Genomic DNA, 21,208 nt, shown 5'->3' with positions numbered 1-21,208 from the left:
ATACACGATTACAATTATAATAGACCACACAAATCACTTAAAAATAAAACACCAATTCAATACCGATTAAATGAATAAAATTCTATTTTTGAATGGATCGAATTTTGGGGAAGCTTACAAATTCCAAGTGCTCCTCCTGTTAATAATTCAGGACCTGTAAATTTAGATTGAATAATACTGCCCGTATCATTTGTCCCTGTGAGATTGGATCCATAAAAAGGCTGAGCAAAATTCCAGCCTAAATGAAAGAAAAAAGGCAACCATATCCTTTTAGTATATATAAACATCATAGCCATAGTAAATCCCCAGATCAAGTAAAAGAAAAAACTAAACAGGTCGGAATTGGGATTAAAAATGTGTTGAAGCTCTACAAACATTGCAATGACGAGGGTTAGGTGAGTACCTAACCAATTTTCACAGACCCTTACTATTAACCCTCGGTGAAATAGGTCTTCAACCAAGGCGGCCAACATTAATACCGTGAAAAACTTTATGGAATAGTCAGTTGTTGAAATACTGATAACCCGATAAAACCCTAATAAGTATAAAATGAAAGTGGATAATGAAATTGTAAGAAAGCCAAATAAAAACCCACCGAACATTTCTTTTGGCAAATATTTTATGGAAAGCTCTGTTATTTTTCTTTTATCATAAAAACGGAATAAATAGTAATAGGCAGATAGTAAAACTACCATGGAAACACAGTGAATAATTGGGGCAGCAATACTTTTATCCTGAATGATGCTATAAAAAAGTGGTTTTAATACAAAGTTTTGAATCACTACGAATAGTGAAAAGGGAACTACAATGCCTACGATAATTTTGGTAATTGGAAAGTACAATATTTTTTTGATTAATTGTTTCATAATTAATTTGTTGAATTGATTGTTGATTTGTTACAAAATATTGGTCACGGTTTTAATGTGTAATTTTTCAATGACATATTTGTTTTTTTAAGTTAAATTGTTTTCTATTTATTATCGTTTTGCGTGTATGAGAAGTAGCGGATTAAAAGCGCTTCACTTTCAGTATGGTACTGACCTTTGATATAGCGCTGACCAGTTATTTCTTATACTCGCTGATGGTGGCTGGTGTTATATCTTACTTACAAAGGTCAGTTAAAATAGCTAAAAATTAAATCCAAAATCAAAACCCGGTTGAATAAAATATCTTGGCCATTTTAGTTCTACTGCTTTAAAAGATTCTGGAACATTACTTCTTATAGGCCAAGTACTAATTCCAATAGCAGGTTCAAAAAGAATCGGTTTTTAAAAAACTTAAATTGATAACCTGCATAAAAATCTAAATATAATGTATAACCGTTTCCAATCCTGTTTTTGTTTAAGTCAAAATATTTTTCAAAAGCATTCAGTGCTTAAAACAGATGTATAAGCTCCTTGCTAACAAAAACGTTGGTATCCTAACGTGGGTGCAAGTATGCGAGCGTGTCCTGGTTAACCTTGTCCAGGTGCAGTAAATGATGAAGACTCGAAAGGAAATCCTAATGGCCAAGCATAAATTGACCTTTAAACCTAATTGAAACTAAATCTTTAGGTGTTATTCGATAATCCACATTCAATTGTATATATTCAGGGTTATTTGTTTGGTCAAAATTTCCTAGCAAAGAGAGAGTGCTCCCTACAAACCATTTTTTGTAAGTACTGTCTTGTTCAATATACTGGGCGTTTACTTGTAAACCATTTACAAACATTAAGACAAGTCCTATCCATAAAATTTTATTTTGCATATGCTTTTTAATTGATATTAAATGATACTGCAAAATTAGAATAGCGAAAGGATACAACTCGTTCACTTAAGTTAATAAATACTACTTAACGCTTTTTTCCAATAATCCTTGCCCTGAATCTGCTTAGTGATTGTGGTTTTATACCAAGGTAACTTGCTAATTGATGCTGTGGTACAAGTTGAATTAGGTCAGGTCTTTTTTCATTTATATTGAGATACTATTGTTCAGTTGAAGAAGTCTTAAACTGGTCAAAGGCTATTTGCTGTTTGGCTAATTTGTGTTGTTATGCAGGTATTACACCAACCTTTAGGCACTCGGGCAGTAGTGTTCGGGGGCTCAGTCGGATAAGTAAAATAGGTAACAAAATATTAAGAAACCAATTGTTCTTGAGCAGTTTTACGGCTTGTCAATATAACAAGGCTTGCAGGGACTTATATGTGCGTAATGTGAATCAAAGGAAAAAGTAAAAAACTTGCAATGTTGGCTGTGTGCAATAAATTATTGAAACATGCATTTACAATTGCTAAATCGGGAGTGCCATATAATGAGAACTTTGTTTCAAAATTAGTCTAAAAAAGAGTTGTTCTTTAGCTCAGTTCTCTTAAAACCTCCTATAAATCTAAAATTTATAGGGGTTTAATAGAAATTTCCTGCGCAATTTATTTTATAAAACTCCATTTGATCTAAGAAAAAAAATTACATTTGAAGGAAAGTCATCAAACATTTGGAACAATAAAATAAACAATGCAAAATTCACTATTAGACTTTATATCAAAATATGTTTCGCTAACAGAAGATGAAAAGAATTTTATCACTTCTTTAGATATTTTTAAAACAATTAAAAAGGATACAACCCTTTTAAAAGAAGGACAAAAATCCAATGAAGGCTATTTTGTTTTAAAAGGTTGTATACGAATATATTACATTATAAATGGTGAAGAAAAAACAACCGCTTTCTATACAGAAATGGAAGGCTTGACGCCTCATTGTGTTATAAGCAAAACACCTTCTGAATATTACATATCTTGTGTAGAAGACACTATTATAATAGTCACAAACCCCGATATGGAAGCTGAAAGTTTTGATAGATTTCCAAAATTTGAAACTCTTTGTAGGATTTTATCTGAAGAGCTTGTAGCAAAACAACAAATAGACTTTGACGAGTTTAAGATGTCTTCTCCTGAAAAACGATATTTAAATTTAATGCAGAAAAGACCAGACCTAATTCAACGTGTGCCACAGCACCAATTAGCTAGCTATTTGGGGATAAAACCTCAGTCTTTAAGCAGATTAAGAGCTAGAATTGTTGAGAAAAATAAAAACAAAGTAAATTAATTAACTTAAGTGAACGATTAATAGTTTTTCACCAATATACTTTTGCAATATCTTAAAAAAAAGAAATGCAAAAGAAAAGTTTATTCATTGGTTTTGTCTTAATATTGGCAAGTACAATAAAACTTCAAGCACAATATACCAAACAAGATAGTATTTATAATAAGTATTTTGTAGGCAGCACCTTATTTATGTTGGCCAATTTAGTACCAGACAACAACCCACCTAATATGGTGTATCTAAACTTAGGGTATCGCATAACAGGAAAGGATGTTATTTCGCTTGAATTTAAAACTTGGAAATATGGCTGGCCCATTGGTATTCCTTATGGAAAATCGTTTGAAGCAGATGGCGAAGGGTTTCCTGGTTATATCCGTGAATACGGCGTTTCACTTGCTTACTACAGGTTTTTATGGAATGGTCTTTTTACCCAAGTAGACATGATGCCAGCTTTTCAAACTTTTAAAAACGAAAATGGCAATAAGATCGACAATGGTTTTCAAATCTTTAACACGTATTCCATTGGTTATCACATTAAACTTTTCAAAGATCAGTTTTTTATACAACCTTCAATAGCCATTACTCATCGCCCCTATCAATCAAAAATGCCAGATTCCTTTCAACGTGTTGACGATAAATGGTCAAGATTTTTCTACGGCCAACCAGGATTGCATTTTGGCTATAATTTCTAGCCGCTTTTTGAAGGGTAGAATTATAACTTAGACTATAAAATTAGCATCATACAGACACAGGCTAGATTTCAAGGTTTTTTAAAAAACCATACCTAAAATCACATAGCTAAACTACTGGCAGATATTAAAAATATCAATAAAAACACTTGAAAAGAAGAAAAATCAATTTAACTACAATTACAATTATTATAAATGCATCATGAAAAAATTTAAACAATCCTTAAAACTAATTTTTGCTTTATTCATCATACTTGGCTTTTACGCTTGTAGCAGTAGTTCTCCAGATGACGATGGGAATAGTACTAATTTTTATATAAAAGCTAGAATTAACGGCCAATTAATAGAGGTTAACAATTACTCACAAGCTCTCTTACAGGGTGGACCAACTATTTTTGCGCTAAATCTATATGCTAGAAATAATCTGCAAAACGTTTATCCTTTCTTCACTTGTGATATCGATAACTTGAGCAATGTTTCTGTTGGCACTTACAGCAGTGCTACACATAACATGCTTTTTCAATTTCACAACAGCAACAAGGTAGGTTACATTGATGCTGATATCAATAACATTAAAGATTTTACGCTGCAAATAACCGAAGTTACAAGCACTTATGTAAAAGGAACTTTTCAAGGTATCCTTTGGGAAGAAACACAACTAACCGAAACTATTTCAGTAACCGAGGGCTCATTCTATTTGCCAAGATATTATGGAGAACATGGTAATACAACACCAAATTAATTTTAAAGACCAACTATTTATGAAAAAGGAATTTTAAAATAGGTAGTAAAATATTTATTGATCGCTGTTTTAACAACACCATGCAACAGTAGTGACGATAATTTTTTTTTCAGAAGACTATTCTTTTAATAACTGATACCATGAAACATTTAATTTATATTATCCCCCTATTTATTTTGAATATTGTACATGCTCAAAATGAAACTTTTAATAAAGAAGAAACTTTAAAGTTAATTGCAAAAGGACATTCTACAATAAAAGGAGAAGCCTTTGCCAAAGACAACCAAGCTCCAATTAAAGGGATTGCTATCATAAACATTAATAAAAAACAACCAGCACCGGTAGGTACAGAAGTCGTATTAATACCTTATACCGCTTTTTTTAAAAACTGGTTTGATTACAACAAAAAGGCCGCAAAAAAAAATCAAGAACCACTTCCTTTTCCCGAAGGTGCTTCTGAATGTATTATTAGAACTAAAGTTAAAGATAATGAAGGAAATTTTGAATTTATTAATTTAAAGACGGGGAGCTATTTCCTAATTTCAGAGTTTAGTTTTATTAGAACCAAAAGCACTACGCGAACAGAAGGCTACACCCACACTTATAATATATACGGCGGGTATATAGGTTCTGCTCCTATTGAACGTATTTATCATTACAATGTAAACGACTGGGCTTTCGCAACAAAAGTTGTTGAAATTAAAAATGATGGCGAAACCGTAAAAATAAAATTAAGGGATACTGATAGCCTTTTTTAAGAAAAAAAACCTAAAAACATTACACTAGTTAAATCAAAAAAAGTGCAAAATGAAAATTAAAAAAACATGTTTGATAACATTATTTGCCATTACTTTTTATTCTTCATGTTCGAAGGACGATAATATTCCAAAGACTATTATTCCTAATGGCGATAAAGAACTTTTAAAAATAGAACAAGCATTAGCTAGTAATGACCAAGATTTAATTGCCTTATTGAACAAAGTAAGAGGCAGTGTTGGCAAAATAGGACCTGGTTCCAAAACTATTTGGAGCAGAAAAAATGACTATAGTTTAGGTCTTTATATTAGTGCAAACCATGTTTACGGAATAAGTGGTTGGGGCACAAGAAACCCAGAGTTTTTTGATATAACCAAAGAAAACAAAGGCATTTTTGAAGGCTCTCAAATTCCTCAAAAGAATGGTGTGATTGAATTAGGTAAAACCTTGATTGCCGACTTTCCGCTTATGCATTTCGAAATTTCATCTTCGGTAACAAATACCACAATATTACCAATAGAAGATTTTTATTTAGGGGTGGTTGATAATCAAAGAGTAGAACAGAAAGCATTCCCACAATATCCTTCTACAGTCAAAATTAATTCCCAACTAGATATGTATGACCCATCTAATAGAACGCTAGCCGTTAATACATGGAGTAACCATGAACCAGGGACAAAGGCAATACTTATCGGATATCCGCAGGATAATAAAGCATACCCCAATGGGGCAGTGACAATGGGAAATATACTAACTGATTCTGAAGCAATTTCAGTTTTAAAAATATTAAAAGACGAAGGTGATGAAGAGGGCAATGTGCCATACAACGAAAATGTAGAATTTATAGTTCAAGCAAAAGCTGTTGCAGGCATGAGTGGCGGTGGTGTGTTTAATAATTCTGGAGAATTATTAGGCATCATGGTTAGAGCCAGTACTAGTAGTAATAGCAAAAACATCGTGAGAGTTGTAAAAATAAATTATGTAAGAAATAAGATGATTGATTTTTACAATAGTTTGTCTGTATCCAATAAGGAAAAAATAAAACCATTTATAAGTGGTGAAATTTAACAACCAAACTATTTCTCCTGCTTTTAGCACCTCTTAAACTCTCATAAGAGCAGAAAGATTTTTTGCCAACCAAAAACTTAATGTTCAACAATAAATAGATAAAAAATTCACAAAAAATGATAAAATAAAAATATGAGAGCAATTACTTGTGAAAAATATGGCCCTCCTAATGTCTTGAAATTAGTAGACTTACCAAAACCCAAACCAAACAACAATGAGGTTCTAATAAAAATAATGGCAACAACGGTAAACTCTGGAGATGTTAGAGTTAGAGGATTAAAAGTTGATGGATTTCTTCTAAGATTTTTCATGCGTTTAGTAATAGGTTTTAATAAACCAAGAAATACTGTTTTAGGAATTACATTTTCTGGAATTATAGAAAAAGTAGGCAAAAAAGTATCTACATATAAAACGGGAGACACTGTATTTGGCATAACTGGTTTCAAATTTGGTACGTATGCCGAGTATATTGTATTGAATAAAAATGATGTTTTCATTAAAAAGCCAATGAACGCGACATTCGCAGAGGCTGCAGCATTGTCTTTTGGTGGTAGTACCGCATTATATTTCTTAAACAAAACGGCTATTACAAAAATGCCGGGTTTAAATATTTTAATTTATGGCGCAACAGGATCGGTTGGAACTGCTGCCATAGAAATTTCTAAATATTACAAGGCCCAAGTTACTTCGGTTTGCAGTAATGAAGGTGAAAAATTAGCCAGAAAGCTGGGTAGTAACTATGTAATAGTATATACTGAAGCGGATTTTACATTGCCATCAAACACCTACGATATCGTTTTTGATGCCGTTGGAAAAATCTCCAAAAAAGACTGCAAAAAAATTTTAAGAGAAAATGGCACCTACATATCTGTAAAGGGGTTGGACTACGCCAAAGAAACCAAAGCACAATTAACATTTCTAAAAACTCTTTTTGAGTCAAATCAACTTCATGCCAATATTGATAAAACATTTTCTTTAGAGGAAATAATAGAGGCCCATGAATATGTCGATTCTGGTCGTAAAAAAGGCAATGTTGTAATTGATATTAACAGTTAAATCCACTAATTCAGATAGTATTCTGAGTTCTTTGATCTATTTAATTACCATAAAAAATCAGACACAAATTATTATTCAATCACATTTATAAAATCAAACAATCAAAAAATGAAGCATTTATTTTTAGGCCTAAATCTGCTGTTAAGTTTCATTCTGTCAGCGCAACAAACACATAGTATAAGAGGAACCATTAAGGATTCCAATAATGGGGAAACCCTATTGGGAGCTACCGTGTTTATAAAAGGAACATCCATTGGAACCGTAACCAACGAGTATGGCTTTTACTCAATTACAGCCCCACAAGGTCAATACATTTTAACAATTTCGTATATCGGTTATCAAACACTTTCTGAATCTATCTATTTAGAAAAAGATGAAACTCTAAATTTTGAGTTGACAGAACAATCCACCAGTTTAGAAGAGGTCGTTATTATAGCCGAAGAAACTGAGCAAATATCTATAAAAACACCCGAAATGAGCGTATCCAAACTGAATGCTTCTACAATAAAGCAAATGCCTGCGGTTATGGGAGAAGTAGATGTTTTAAAATCCATACAACTGTTACCGGGAGTTACCAATAATGGTGAGGGATCCAGTGGTTTTAACGTTAGAGGCGGTGCAGTAGACCAAAATTTGGTTTTATTGGATGAAGCTATTATTTACAATACATCGCATTTCTTTGGATTTTTCTCAGTATTTAACACCGATGCCATTAAGGATATCAAGCTTTACAAAGGTGATATTCCTGCAAAATATGGGGGTCGTGTTTCTTCTGTTCTCGATGTTAGGCAAAAAGACGGTAACAGCAAAAATTTTGTTTTAACTGGCGGCATGGGTCTAATTTCTAGTAGGCTTGCCGTAGAAGGTCCTATTCTAAAAGATAAGGGCTCTTTTTTAGTTGCAGGGAGATCTTCTTATGCTCATTTATTTATGAAAGCGTCCGAAGACTTTAAAGACGATAAATTATCATTTTACGATTTAAATCTCAAAACAAATTACGAATTGAACAAAAACAACCGCATTTACCTTTCAGGCTATTTTGGAAGGGATGTTTTTAATCTTTCCAATTTTATTCAAAACACGTATGGCAACGCTACTGGAAACATTCGTTGGAATCATATTTTTAATGATAAATTATTCTCAAACCTATCACTAATATATAGCAAATATGATTATCAAATTATTTTGGATTTTGTTAAAATGGATTGGATAGCGAACATTATAAACTATAATTTAAAATATGATTTTAAGTATTACCTAAACGATAAAATTCAACTCGATTTTGGTGCTAGTGGCATTGGCTATAATTTAAATCCAGGTGAAATAAGTCCAACATCCGAAACCTCTTCTATTAACTATTTAAAATTAGATCAAAACAGAGCTATTGAATGTGCCTTATATATAAATGCAGAACATAACATTAACGAAAAACTGTCATTACAATACGGATTGAGACAAAGCCAATTCTCTCGATTTGGTGGTCAAAATATAGCAAGCTATGTAAACAACAAACCAGTAGTTTATAACAGCAAACTAGGAATTTATGAAAAAGGAGTAATCTCCGATGAAACCTTTTATGAAAAAACCGAACGCATAAAAACTTACAATACATTTGAACCACGTTTAGGTTTATCATATCAATTTAACCCAAGGTCATCCGTTAAAGCAAGCTATACAAAATCGGCTCAATACTTACACTTACTGTCAAATACTGTTTCTGTTACCCCGTTAGATGTTTGGACACCAAGCGGAACCTACATTAAACCGCAAATTTCCAATCAATTTGCTATAGGATATTACAAAAACTTTACGGATAATAATTATTCCTTAGAATTAGAGTCGTATTACAAGACCATCAACAATCGTATCGATTATATAGATGGAGCCAATTTAATAGGTAATAACAATATTGAAAACGAAATTTTAAATGGTGAAGCCAGAGCCTACGGACTGGAAGTTTTATTCAGAAAAAACAAAGGAACCTTTACGGGTTGGTTAGCTTACACCTTATCGAAATCGGAACAACGAACTTTGGGCGGGCAAGCTGGTGGCCCCGGTATTAATAAAGGCCTTTGGTATAATACGCCTCAAGACAGAACCCACGACATATCTGCTACAGGAAGTTATAAACTGAACAGTAAATGGACATTCAATTCCAATCTTGTGTTTCAAACAGGACGTCCAGTGACGTATCCAAATGGTCAATACACCTATGAGGATTTATCAATTGCTGTTTATTCCAACAGAAATGAAAACCGTTTACCAAGTTATCATAGGTTAGATATTTCGGCCAACTATATCCCTAATAAAAAAACTGAAACAAAATGGAAAGGCGAATGGGTGTTTGGTATTTACAATATATATAATAGACAAAATGCCGCCTCCATTGCTTTTAGGCAGAATAACGAAACCGGACTTAATGAAGCTTCTAGACTTTCAATTTTCGGTATTATACCATCAGTAACATATAATTTTAAATTTTAAAAACATGAAACTATTTATAAAATCAACAGTAATATTATTAACTGGCTTTTTACTTTTTGCTTGTGAAGATATAATTGAAGTAGAAGTGCCAACAGGAAAAAAAAGATTGGTTATTGAAGCATCTTTAGATTGGGAAAAGGGAACCACAGGCAGTAACCAAACTATTAAATTAAGAACCTCAACCCCTTATTTTAATATAGACACCAATACAAACGTCACCGGAGCATCTGTAAAGGTTTCTAATACTAGAACAAATGACATATTTATTTTTTCCGACCAGAACAATGGCTCTTATACCACAACCAGTTTTGTTCCAGTTATTGGAGATACATATCAGTTAGAAGTTATTTACAATAACGAAACTTATACCGCTGTAGAAACATTAACTGCGGTTCCAGCAATAAAATCAATAAGTCAGTCTACTAAAGGCGGATTGGATGATGAGCTTTTAGAGGTCAATATTTATTTTGATGACCCACCGACCGAAGGCAACAACTATATGACCCGCTACCATGAAACAGGTGATTTGTTCCCTTATTTTTATACATTTCCCGACGAATTTACAAATGGAAATGAAATGTTAGATTTCTATGAAAAACTAGATAACCCTGACAACAACCAAACACCATTTCAAACTGGTGATATTGTGTATATTAATCTATATGGTATTTCCGAGCAGTATTATAATTTCATGAATTTGTTGATAAATCAATATTATAACGGTGGCAATCCATTTTCTGTGGTTGCAGCCGAAATAAAAGGAAATTGCATCAATGTGACCACACCAGAAAATTATGCTTTTGGTTATTTTAGAGTTACTGAAGTTGTAAAAACAAACTACACATTTCAATAATTAGTCGTTTTAATTAGTATTAAAATAAATCAACAATAATCTATTGATTGTCCCTAATCTTTCATAAATTACTGTTTCCTCGAATGCAGTCGAGCTATTATCAAACTTAACAACTTCAAAATGAGGTCTCGACTGCGCTCGATCTGACTTGTAACATAGTTTTATGCTTTATTACGGACAATCATATAATCTAAAAATGAAATATAAACCCGTTGGTCTTCAAAAAACTAATGTCCAAAAAATTAAAGATCAAAATATAACAATGAAGTATTTGGAAAATCAACTCTGAAGTTCAACCTTCACCGTAAAAAAAATGCTCAAATAATTACGCTTATGAAATATTACAAATAGAGGTTGATTTCTAACAACCTCTATTTAATATCAACCAATTTTTAATTGTACCAAACTTTAATTACTATATATAAAATGGTTGAAAATTTTAAAACCAATATCACTGTATAGAAGCAAGCAAAGAAGTCATTAACAAACTTCAACAAAACCTATCAAAGTATAAAACTAACTTCGAACTAGAGGATTGCGATGATACTAATATGGAACTCTCTAATAGCTAAATTGACAATAATTTAATTGTTAAAATAGTTAGTAATATTGGTTTTCACATAAGTCCGCTTTTAGATGAGCCTTTAGTACATAATAAATCCCAAAAAAATTCTAACAAAAGCCTTAAACCAAAAGATAATATTTAGTAAGTGCTTACCCTTTTCTCATAGTGTAGCACTACCCTTCTCACAACCAAACAATTATTCTTTTTAAATATTTCCATATACTTTTTCTTCATTTTGGCATCTATATAAAAATAACTGTAGCGTTTTTAGCTTTCATTACGTACAGGCATATAAAGATTATTTTTTAACTAAACCAATAAACATTATACAAGTTTGAATACCGGTAAAAAGGAAGAAGATGTAGAAATAATCTTTGGTTGTATAAAAAAAATAAGGAAAGATCAAGAACTCCTTTATAAAAAGTATTATGGATATATAATGTCCATAAGCTTGTCATATGCTTCTAATCGCGAAATTGCACAAGAAATTGTAGACGATACATTTATGAAAGTTTTCGATTCCATAAAATCCTTTGACATTAACCAACCATTCAAGGGATGGTTAAGAAAAATAACCATCAATACAGCCATAGATCATTTAAGAAAGAATAAAAAATTCACACATCACCTCGATCTTTATGAGCTTAATGGAGAACTGCCTTCTATAGAAGCAATTGATAAATTAACAGTTGATGACATCCATAAACTGATAGCACAATTACCCGATATGCTAAAAGTAGTATTCAATCTGTATGAGCTTGAAGGGTATAACCACAAAGAAATAGCAGCAGTTTTAAATATTGCTGAAAGCTCATCAAGAACTTACCTAACACGTGCAAAAGAAAGATTGAGAGATGTAGTTGTAAAATATTGTAATTAATTGAAAATGAACGAGCATATTGATAAAAAAATAGTTCTGAAAATAAAAGAACTGCTTCCTAACCATAATGAAGCCTACCAAGAGGGTGCTTGGGAAAAATTTTTGGAGAAAAAGAAAGAGAAAAAACGCCGAATAATCTTCTTGTATTTTAGAGAAGTTGCTGCATCAGTAATCATAATAATTGCTATTGGTTTTTCCTTTTTGAAAAAAGCTCCAGACCATAAAAATGATAAAAACATCATTACTAAAGAGGGGTTAAAAGCACCTTACAATAACCATCCAGAAGAAAAAACAAATAAAAAACTATTCAATAATGAGGAAACAAAAACAGTCACAAACAATCCGAATGATACCATACTTATTCAAAACGATTTAAAGAATAAGTTAAATCTGAATCATACCAAAAAAACAAACAACCACTACATTATTACTAGCAATACCTTTGAAAAACATGGTGACTCTGTGCTGAAAAATTCAGGTACTAAACATAAACTATTCAAAAAAGAAAATGAAAAAACGCATGTAGCAACAACAAACTCAAAAGAACAAATACAACTTATTAACTCAAATAAAAATGCCGAAGCCATTGCTTTTATAAAAAAACCAATAAAGGAATTTAAAATGCAGCCCAAAGCCTCATTAAAAATTACGTTGCCTAAAAATCAACCAGACCTGTTGGCTAACAATCTAGACATATTCATTGAAACCAACCGTGATAATGAGAAGCCTGAAGTGTTAAATAACAATATACAAATAGGTTTATTGGTATCACCAAGTTATGGCTCAGGTGCAGACAACTCACAATCTATAGCTTCCTCAAATTTTGGTGCTGGGTTAGAAATCAATGTCCCCATTAATAATTCAAATGTATATTTCAATACAGGAACCATATTCAACACATTACGTGTTACAAATGACAGAACAACACCGGGTATCTATTCAGATATAAAGGAAACAACAAACCGTGACGAAACAAACCTTCATAGTATCGATATTCCTATAAATTTTGCATACAATCTCGCCAATAATAAAATTTATCTACAAGCAGGCATATCGTCTTATGTAACATTTAAAGAAAATACAGAGCGTTCCTCAACCATTTTTCGAGAAGTAGAAGTTTTCCAGTTTAATGATGGCATTATTCAAACCTATACCACAACCGAGTCTGCTACTACAAAAGAAACTTCTAAAAATGATAACGTGCGGTTTTCTCCTGTAGGTACCATCAATCTATCCATTGGATACAGATCTCTTTTGTCAAATAACGTACGCTATGAAATTCAACCTTTTTATAAATATCCGTTAAGCACTCTAACTAGCGAAGGCTACAAAATACACTCGGCTGGTTTAACCCTAAAATTATTTTTTTCTAAATAAGCTAGTTTCATTGTAGCGTTCAATAAACATCTAACGTATAGATATAAACCTTAAAAAATCGAAAATTATGAAATTCAAAAAAAATCATTTTAGTATCAAATGGGTCGTCTTCATCCCTACCCTAGTAGTAAGCATTATTCTGTTTAATTGCGATAGCTCAAAAGATGAAGTTACAGATAAACTGCAAATAAAAGATAATTATGAAGTAAATGAAGGGCCTTATACTTTTTTTGCAAATGCTGAAAAGTATAAAGACACCGACTTAAAAAGAGGTCAAGACAATTTTTGTCAAGTTGAAACCAAAATTTCAAAGGTAAAACGCGAAGGAAATGTTTTAACCATAGAAATATTAAAACCAAAAGATTGTGATGTTAAATATGAAATTATCTGGGATGGTGTCCTTTTCTTTTCCAACCCAATGCTAAGTACAATTTATGTAAAAGCGTTGGCTAACGATTGCGATGAAAACTCAGGCACAGAAATAGACGCCTTGGTAATTAAACTAGAAGAAGCTTTTAAAACCCTAAAAAAAGATATGATAGACAAGACAAACTTTACCGTTAGGGATGCATGTAGTCTAGTTAATATTGACTGTACAGGTGATTGTAACGTTTCCACTACTCCCTAATAAGTTCAATTTATTGAACTGAAAAAAAGCTATAAAAAAGAAAAATTAATAAAAATGATAAATTCAAGAACACCATTAATTGTAATTAAGTCATTAATTCTATCAATTACTTTTTTTGTATTGACAACTTCATGTGTAAATGATAATGATCCTATACCATTTAATAATACCATTGCTGTACTATTATCAAATGGCACCAAAGTAAAACTATTTACAAAAGCGCTTGATCGAGTTAACTTTTTGGATGACTTACATGGGACTAAAAAATATACTGTATTAGCTCCAAATGATGATGCTTTTAAAGACTTCTTACAGGAAAATGATTATGATAAAGTAGAAGATGTACCTAAAGAGGAATTAAAAAAAATAATTTTAAATCACATTATACCCACAAATGTTCTGGTTACTGAAGATTTATTGGATATGGATAAAAAATATGTGAATTCGCGAGCAGATTACTCACTTTTTATAGAAGTAGTTGATGACGAAATAAGCATAAATGGTAATACAAAACTAGATGATGAAGTTGTAGATGTTGAAGCAAGCAACGGTATAATCCATTTGGTTGATAACATTATAGCAATACCTACAGTCGCAACCTTTTTAGAACTTGATACCCAGTTCTCAAATTTCCATAAAGGCCTCACAACAGCTACACCCAATTACGATTTTATATCCAGTTTAAAAAGTTTAGAAACCGATGATGCCCCTTTTACAATTTTTGCCCCAAATAACAATGCCATAGATATATTATTAGAAACAAATGATGATTGGGATAAAATTGAAGACATCGATGAAAACACATTGATTCCAATTTTAAAACATCATATAGTCGCAACGAAATCAATTTCTAAAAAATCATTAACAGATGGTTTACAATCTGCAAAAAGTTTAGAAGGAGATAATCTAGTGTTTACCAAACAAACTGATAATATTACTATTAAAGACGGCTTAGGAAATGAAAACATTAAAATTTTAATATTTGATATTAAAACTAGGAATGGTATAATCCACTCTATCGAATCCGTTCTTATACCAAATACTCAAAACTAATAATAAGTTAAAATGAGGTATTACTATAAAACGAATGAAATAGCATTTTCATATCCAGTATTCCGTGTAAGAAGGTTAATAGCAATCTTTAATTTCACCCAGCCCATGATTTTTCCAAAATAAAATCATGGGTTTTGTTATAAAAAATCTTTGGGACAATATTTAACATTTTTTTAAAGCAACCAATTGCTTTTTTTTCATCTAAACAGCATACTTCTGGAATATAAAAATACCTGAAATATTATAAATCATTAAAAAAGATTAGTATTAATTAAAACATATTTTAAAAAAAGTATCTACAAAAAGCAATATGTAAGCCCTTAAATATCTTTAACTATGAAAATCCTCATTATTCAACAAAAAATGATTGGTGATGTTCTTTTAAGCACGATGCTTTGTGAACAAATCAAAAAAAATATTCCAACCGCTAATATCCACTATTTAATAAACTTAAATACTGAAGCTGTTGTTACTAATAACCCATACATAGACAGCATCATTTTTTTTACTGAAGATTTACGGAATAGTAAATGGTTATTCTATAGATTTTTGGAAGGGATAACCCAAGAAAAATATGATGTTGTTATAGATGCTTATGGCAAATTGGAGAGTATTTTAGTTAGTTTGTTTTCTATGTCCAATATTAAAATTTCAATGGATAAATGGTACTCCAGAACACTATATACCAAAACCTTTAAATATAGAAAATCTGAAGACTGCAATTTAGGTCTAGCTGTTGAGAATAGATTAAAATTACTCAAACCACTAATTGGTGACATAAAAGAAATTGCGAATCCTCCAAAAATATATTTAACAAATAATGAAATATTGAATGCAAGGTCGTTTTTAGAGAAAAACAATATTAATTTTTCTAATCCTATTATTATGATCAATATTTTAGGAAGCACTACTGCCAAAACATACCCATTGACGTATATGGCTGAAATAATTGAGCACATAACATCTCAGGGAGAATTTACCTTGTTATTTAATTATATGCCGTCGCAATTAAAACAGGCAGAGGAGTTATACAATATTTGCTCATCCGCATCAAAATCGAAAATCAAATTTAATGTTTATGTCACACAGTTGCGTAATTTCTTAGGCATCTTGTATCATTGCAACGCGCTATTAGGGAATGAAGGAGGTGCTATCAATATGGCTAAGGGGCTTAATGTGCCAACATTTAGTATATTTTCTCCTTGGGTAGAGAAGGAAACGTGGGAAACTTTTAAATATATTAAATATCATGAAGCAGTACACTTAAAAGATTATCAGCCTTTACTTATTACTGGAAAATCAACAAAAAAACTAAGAAATGATGCTCTTTACCTATATAGTAAATTCAAACCTTCACTTTTTAAAGAAAAGATTAATTATTTTCTTGATAAAAATATCAGTATAAGAAAACCAAACTCAATTATCAATCTATCCAAACTACCACAAACGGCACCTTATGCGAAGGTTGCTAACCAATATTAATGCTATTCAATTTCCTCTTATAAAAAAGTTAACAAATCTATTTATGAAAACACCATATCCACCTAAAAATATTTTTTTAGAAACACACAATATAAAAAACCTGCATAGTGGTTTTGGACAATTCAATTTTAATTTGGCTAAAGCCTTAAGTAAAGAAACTGAGTTTCTAAGTGAATATGAAGTAATTCTTAATTGCAACAATAAAAGCGTAAAAGACGAGCTAAATGGCAATATTTCTTTTAATAAATATATGCCAATAACAAGGTACCCACTTTTTAGAATGAGGCAAAATTTTAGTTTGTGGCATTCGGTTAACCAAAACACAAAAATAGAACCAGCTTCTAAAAATGTACCTTATTTGTTAACCATTCATGATGTAAACTTTTTAGAAGAGGAATCTGGTAAACGTTTAGATTTCAGGATCAATCAACTCAAAAACAAAATAAAAAGAAGTTCTGCCATTGTGTATGTTTCTGAATTTGCCAAACAAAACACCCACGCACATTTTCATGTTCCAGATATACCGGAATATGTAATATATAATGGCAACAATTTTATCAATAACACAGCAGAAAAAACAGAAATCAATCACACTAAATACATCCCGAACAAACCGTTTATTTTTTCAATTGGACAAGTAGTTGAAAAAAAGAATTTTCATACATTAATAGAAATGTTAAGATTTTTAAGCGACATCGTTTTGGTTATCGCTGGCGGATTAAGGTCAGCCTATGCTGAACTTCTAAAAGAAAAAATACAACGTTATAACTTAGAGAATAGGGTTGTTTTATTAGGCAATATTCCAGAATCAGATAAAATATATTACTACAAAAACTGTCTTGCTTTTGCTTTTCCTTCTTTGCGTGAAGGCTTCGGACTCCCTGTTTTGGAAGCCATGACATTTGGTAAACCTGTATTCCTTTCCAATAAAACATCTTTACCAGAAATAGGTGGCAAACATTCCTTTTATTGGGATAATTTCGATGCAGAAGATATGGCAAATGTTTTTGAAGCTGGCATGAACACCTTTGAAGGCAATAAAGATGCATTTGAATCTGCTTACATAAATCGTTCTCAACAGTTCACTTGGGAAAAAGCTGCCAAAGATTATGTACATGTTTATAAAAGCATTTTAGAAAAATAACACTCATTATATTTAATTCCTATCTACTAAATGAAGAACTTTAAAAGGTTTCTTAAATACCTTATACCTTACAAAAAACAACAAATATTAAGCATATTGTTCAACATACTTTATGCCCTTTTTTCCTCAATATCCATGCTTTCTCTTTTACCTATGATAAAAGTACTATTTGATGAAGGCAAAAAAATAAAGGTAAAACCTGTTTTAAATAGCTATAAAGATTTTGACTTAAACTACATTGAAGACTATCTGAATTACTTTATTACTAGCATGAACGCCTCCAAGGGGCCTTTAGTTACACTAATCACTATTGTAGGCTTTGTATTAAGTACCTTTTTGCTTAAAAACCTGTTTAGTTATTTGTCTATTTTATACATGACTTATTTAAACAATGGTATTTTAAAAGATTTAAGGCAGGATGTTTATAATAAAGTAATAAGCTTGAATGTTGCCTTTTTTTCTAATGAACGAAAAGGAGATCTTATTGCTAGAATGACTTCGGACATCAACACCATAAAAGTTTCGTTTATGAGTATTTTGATGATGATTAGAGAACCCTTAACCATTCTTTTCACATTAATAGCAATGATTGCCATAAGTTGGAAATTAACCGTTTTTGTATTCTTTTTTATTCCTGTTTCTGGATTTTTAATTTCTAAACTTAGCAAAGGTATCAAAAGTCAATCTGGTGATATATTTTCATTAGAAGGACAATTGTTGTCTAACATAGAAGAAACCCTTGGAGGTATAAAAATTATAAAAAACTTCACATCAGAAAGTTTTTTTTCTAAAAAGTTCAATGACTTTACAACAAACATAAATAACCTTAACAATTCCATTGGCAAAGTCATGAGCTTATCAGCCCCAGCTAGTGAGTTTTTAGGTATTTTCGCCATTTCCATATTACTTATTTATGGGGGCTCTTTAGTCCTAATTGACCAATCGCTAAGTGGTGGCGCTTTTATAGCATACATGGGTTTAGCGTATCAAATCCTAACACCAGCGAAGGCCATTACAAAAGCAAATCATGCCCTGCAAGGAGGAAATGCCGCTTATGAGAGGGTGGCTTTTATTTTGGATGCCGAAAATCCTTTAAAAGACAAACCGAACGCTAAAGTAATTACTGAATTCAAACATGAAATAAAATTTAACAATGTGTCTTTTAAGTATAAAGAAGACTATGTACTTAAAAACTTTAACCTTACAATTCCCAAAGGAAAAATAGTGGCTTTGGTAGGAGAATCTGGAAGTGGGAAGTCTACCATTGCCAATTTAATCACACGTTTTTATGATGTAAATGAAGGCAGCATCACTTTTGATGGTGTAGACATTAAAGATGTAACCACAAAATCTTTGAGAGAACAAATGGGCATTGTTGCTCAAGATTCCATTTTATTTAATGATACCATAGCAAACAATATATCCTTAGGCATCAACGATGCTAATGAGGGAAAAATTACTGAAGCTGCCAAAGTTGCAAATGCACATAATTTTATTTCTGAATTCCCTAACAAATACCAAAACAACGTGGGTGATGGTGGCAGTTTACTATCTGGAGGTCAGCGTCAGCGCATAGCCATAGCCAGAGCGGTTATGAAAAACCCTCCAATAATGATTTTGGATGAAGCTACTTCGGCATTAGATACTGAGTCTGAAAAATTGGTTCAAAATGCCCTTGAAAACATGATGGAAAACCGTACTTCATTAGTTATAGCACATCGGCTCTCGACTATTCAAAAAGCAGATCTTATCGTAGTTATGAAAAAAGGACGAATAGTAGAGCAAGGTACTCATGAAGAGCTATTAAAAATGAAGGGAACATATAACAACTTGGTTTCACTGCAATCTTTTGAAGTTTTTCAACTAGCATAAATAACTCAAATGAAAATACATATACAAGGACTTAATATTATTGGATATACCGAAAGTATGTTTGGCTTAGGAGAAGCCGTTAGATTAAATATAAATGCGGCAAAAAAATTAGATATTCCTCTTAATTTAATTAATTATGAAAAAGTAAAACAAAACACCAGCTATCAGTATTCATTAAATTATGATGTTAATTTAGTTCAATTATCCTTAAAGGATCTTGAATCATTTATTGCCATTATTGACCCCAATTTATTTAAAAATAAGTACTCGATTCTTTTCTTAGTATGGGAATCAGAATACATAGCTCCAGAATTGGTCGAAAACCTAGATCTTTTCAATGAAATTTGGACGCCTTCTGAATATTGCAAAAATATATTCCAAAAAGCATACAAAAACCCCATAATAATAGTCCCCCACCCTGTTGAAGTACACCTCAATCCGCTTCAAAATAATAATACAATCGATTTTTTTGATGGCAAGAAATTTAGCTTTCTGTTTATGTTTAGTTTCCACAGCTCTACAGAAAGGAAAAATCCATTTTTCTTGATTGAGGCTTTTAAAACCGCATTTGGCGCTAGCGATGATGTAGAATTGGTTATTAAAACTGTTGGTGGAAAACAACACAAAAAACAAAAACAACGTTTGGAACAATGTACGTCGAAAAACATAAAAATTTATGATTTGGAACTCGACAAAAACAGTGTTGACCACTTGATAAATACTTGCGATGCTTACGTATCCATGCACCATTCTGAAGGATTTGGGTTAACACTAGCGGAAGCCATGTACTTGGGGAAACCAACTATAGCAACGAATTATTCAGGCAATACAGAATTTATGAATGACAACAATAGTTTCCTCATTGATTATAAACTTAGTTACATTGAAAATCCAGATAGAAACTTTTGCTCTAAAACATTATGGGCCAACCCATTACTTAGTGATGCCGTTGAAAAATTAAGGAATGCTTATGAATTCTCAGATTTACGGACAAAAAAAGCTGTAAATGCTGAACTGTTTGTTAAAGAAAATTTGTCTTTTTATGCTGTTGGTACAATTATAAAAAATCGATTAAACTATATCTATACCAACTTTGATGAATTGGTTACAAATCAAAATCAAAGCGTTTATTTGATAAATCAATTACAGCTTGCAAAAATCGAAAATGCACAACTTCGAAGAGAGATTCATAGAATGAAAAAAAACGTAATAATTAGGTTTATTGTATTTCTTAAAAACAAAACCAGAAAATTAAAAAGGACAAATTAAAAATTAAAAAACAATTATAAATTTATATATGATAGAAGTTTTTAAAACTGATATAATCAACAAAAAACAAACCAAACAGGTAGTCAATATGTAAGCTTCCCCAAAATTCGATCCATTCAAAAATAGAATTTTATTCATTTAATCGGTATTGAATTGGTGTTTTATTTTTAAGTGATTTGTGTGGTCTATTATAATTGTAATCGTGTATCCA

At 31.5% G+C, this 21,208-nt stretch carries 20 protein-coding genes and 1 pseudogene; 18 read left to right on the top strand and 3 right to left on the bottom strand.

Annotated features, from left to right (window positions below):
• The gene (locus GQO80_RS16040) at window positions 1-78 is read left to right on the top strand and encodes an IS3 family transposase (protein ID WP_394351014.1); all 78 of its coding nucleotides are present in this window, start codon (window positions 1-3) and stop codon (window positions 76-78) included.
• Here the strand turns inward: GQO80_RS16040 and GQO80_RS15350 are convergent.
• Together GQO80_RS15350 and GQO80_RS15795 are read right to left on the bottom strand one after the other, a co-directional pair.
• Window positions 57-866 (bottom strand): CPBP family intramembrane glutamic endopeptidase, encoded by an 810-nt coding sequence (locus GQO80_RS15350; RefSeq protein WP_157209238.1) that lies wholly within the window; start codon window positions 864-866, stop codon window positions 57-59. The genes GQO80_RS16040 and GQO80_RS15350 overlap by 22 nt on opposite strands.
• A 635-nt stretch (window positions 867-1,501) precedes the next feature.
• A complete protein-coding gene (locus GQO80_RS15795; protein ID WP_198037803.1) occupies window positions 1,502-1,747 on the bottom strand; it encodes a hypothetical protein in 246 nt (81 codons plus the stop codon).
• A 269-nt stretch (window positions 1,748-2,016) separates the two neighbouring features.
• Between GQO80_RS15795 and GQO80_RS15340 the strand changes: the two are divergent.
• From GQO80_RS15340 to GQO80_RS15260, 17 genes and pseudogenes are all read left to right on the top strand, one after another.
• Window positions 2,017-2,320, top strand: a pseudogene (locus GQO80_RS15340) (transposase); the annotation flags it as partial.
• A 171-nt stretch (window positions 2,321-2,491) separates the two neighbouring features.
• Complete coding sequence (locus GQO80_RS15335) at window positions 2,492-3,082, top strand: Crp/Fnr family transcriptional regulator (RefSeq protein ID WP_157209237.1); 591 nt, start codon at window positions 2,492-2,494, stop codon at window positions 3,080-3,082.
• A gap of 65 nt (window positions 3,083-3,147) precedes the next feature.
• Window positions 3,148-3,771 (top strand): hypothetical protein, encoded by a 624-nt coding sequence (locus GQO80_RS15330; RefSeq protein WP_157209236.1) that lies wholly within the window; start codon window positions 3,148-3,150, stop codon window positions 3,769-3,771.
• A gap of 199 nt (window positions 3,772-3,970) precedes the next feature.
• Window positions 3,971-4,510, top strand: coding sequence for a hypothetical protein (locus tag GQO80_RS15325; protein ID WP_157209235.1), 540 nt, complete (start codon window positions 3,971-3,973; stop codon window positions 4,508-4,510).
• 140 nt (window positions 4,511-4,650) lie between these two features.
• Entirely contained in the window at window positions 4,651-5,268 is a 618-nt protein-coding gene (locus tag GQO80_RS15320) for a hypothetical protein (RefSeq protein ID WP_157209234.1), read from the top strand.
• A gap of 49 nt (window positions 5,269-5,317) precedes the next feature.
• A complete protein-coding gene (locus GQO80_RS15315; RefSeq protein ID WP_157209233.1) occupies window positions 5,318-6,334 on the top strand; it encodes a trypsin-like peptidase domain-containing protein in 1,017 nt (338 codons plus the stop codon).
• A 132-nt stretch (window positions 6,335-6,466) separates the two neighbouring features.
• A complete protein-coding gene (locus GQO80_RS15310; RefSeq protein ID WP_157209232.1) occupies window positions 6,467-7,390 on the top strand; it encodes an NAD(P)-dependent alcohol dehydrogenase in 924 nt (307 codons plus the stop codon).
• Window positions 7,391-7,498: 108 nt separating this feature from the next.
• Window positions 7,499-9,874 carry a TonB-dependent receptor gene (locus tag GQO80_RS15305; protein WP_157209231.1) on the top strand — a complete coding sequence of 792 codons (2,376 nt, stop codon included), beginning with the start codon at window positions 7,499-7,501 and terminating at the stop codon, window positions 9,872-9,874.
• Between the two features lie 4 nt (window positions 9,875-9,878).
• Window positions 9,879-10,727 (top strand): DUF4249 domain-containing protein, encoded by an 849-nt coding sequence (locus GQO80_RS15300; protein WP_157209230.1) that lies wholly within the window; start codon window positions 9,879-9,881, stop codon window positions 10,725-10,727.
• An 899-nt stretch (window positions 10,728-11,626) separates the two neighbouring features.
• Window positions 11,627-12,172: an RNA polymerase sigma factor gene (locus tag GQO80_RS15295; protein ID WP_198037802.1), complete on the top strand. Its 546-nt coding sequence runs from the start codon at window positions 11,627-11,629 to the stop codon at window positions 12,170-12,172.
• A gap of 6 nt (window positions 12,173-12,178) precedes the next feature.
• Window positions 12,179-13,549 (top strand): porin family protein, encoded by a 1,371-nt coding sequence (locus GQO80_RS15290; protein ID WP_157209229.1) that lies wholly within the window; start codon window positions 12,179-12,181, stop codon window positions 13,547-13,549.
• Between the two features lie 67 nt (window positions 13,550-13,616).
• A complete protein-coding gene (locus tag GQO80_RS15285) occupies window positions 13,617-14,177 on the top strand; it encodes a hypothetical protein (protein ID WP_157209228.1) in 561 nt (186 codons plus the stop codon).
• 54 nt (window positions 14,178-14,231) lie between these two features.
• On the top strand, window positions 14,232-15,230 hold the full coding sequence (locus tag GQO80_RS15280) for a fasciclin domain-containing protein (protein WP_157209227.1): 999 nt from the start codon (window positions 14,232-14,234) through the stop codon (window positions 15,228-15,230).
• A 336-nt stretch (window positions 15,231-15,566) separates the two neighbouring features.
• Entirely contained in the window at window positions 15,567-16,712 is a 1,146-nt protein-coding gene (locus GQO80_RS15275) for a glycosyltransferase family 9 protein (protein WP_157209226.1), read from the top strand.
• A gap of 43 nt (window positions 16,713-16,755) precedes the next feature.
• Window positions 16,756-17,856, top strand: coding sequence for a glycosyltransferase family 4 protein (locus tag GQO80_RS15270; protein WP_157209225.1), 1,101 nt, complete (start codon window positions 16,756-16,758; stop codon window positions 17,854-17,856).
• Between the two features lie 30 nt (window positions 17,857-17,886).
• Window positions 17,887-19,728, top strand: coding sequence for an ABC transporter ATP-binding protein (locus tag GQO80_RS15265; RefSeq protein ID WP_157209224.1), 1,842 nt, complete (start codon window positions 17,887-17,889; stop codon window positions 19,726-19,728).
• Window positions 19,729-19,737: 9 nt separating this feature from the next.
• Window positions 19,738-20,997, top strand: coding sequence for a glycosyltransferase (locus GQO80_RS15260; protein ID WP_232333205.1), 1,260 nt, complete (start codon window positions 19,738-19,740; stop codon window positions 20,995-20,997).
• 130 nt (window positions 20,998-21,127) lie between these two features.
• Here the strand turns inward: GQO80_RS15260 and GQO80_RS16035 are convergent.
• On the bottom strand, window positions 21,128-21,208 hold an 81-nt coding region (locus GQO80_RS16035; RefSeq protein ID WP_157208113.1), incomplete at its 5' end, for an integrase core domain-containing protein.

The sequence above is a fragment of the Mariniflexile maritimum genome, assembly GCF_009746565.1.
Classification (GTDB): domain Bacteria; phylum Bacteroidota; class Bacteroidia; order Flavobacteriales; family Flavobacteriaceae; genus Mariniflexile; species Mariniflexile maritimum.
The sequence above is the reverse complement of the archived record's forward strand: the minus strand, read 5'-3'. Positions and strand labels throughout refer to the sequence as shown.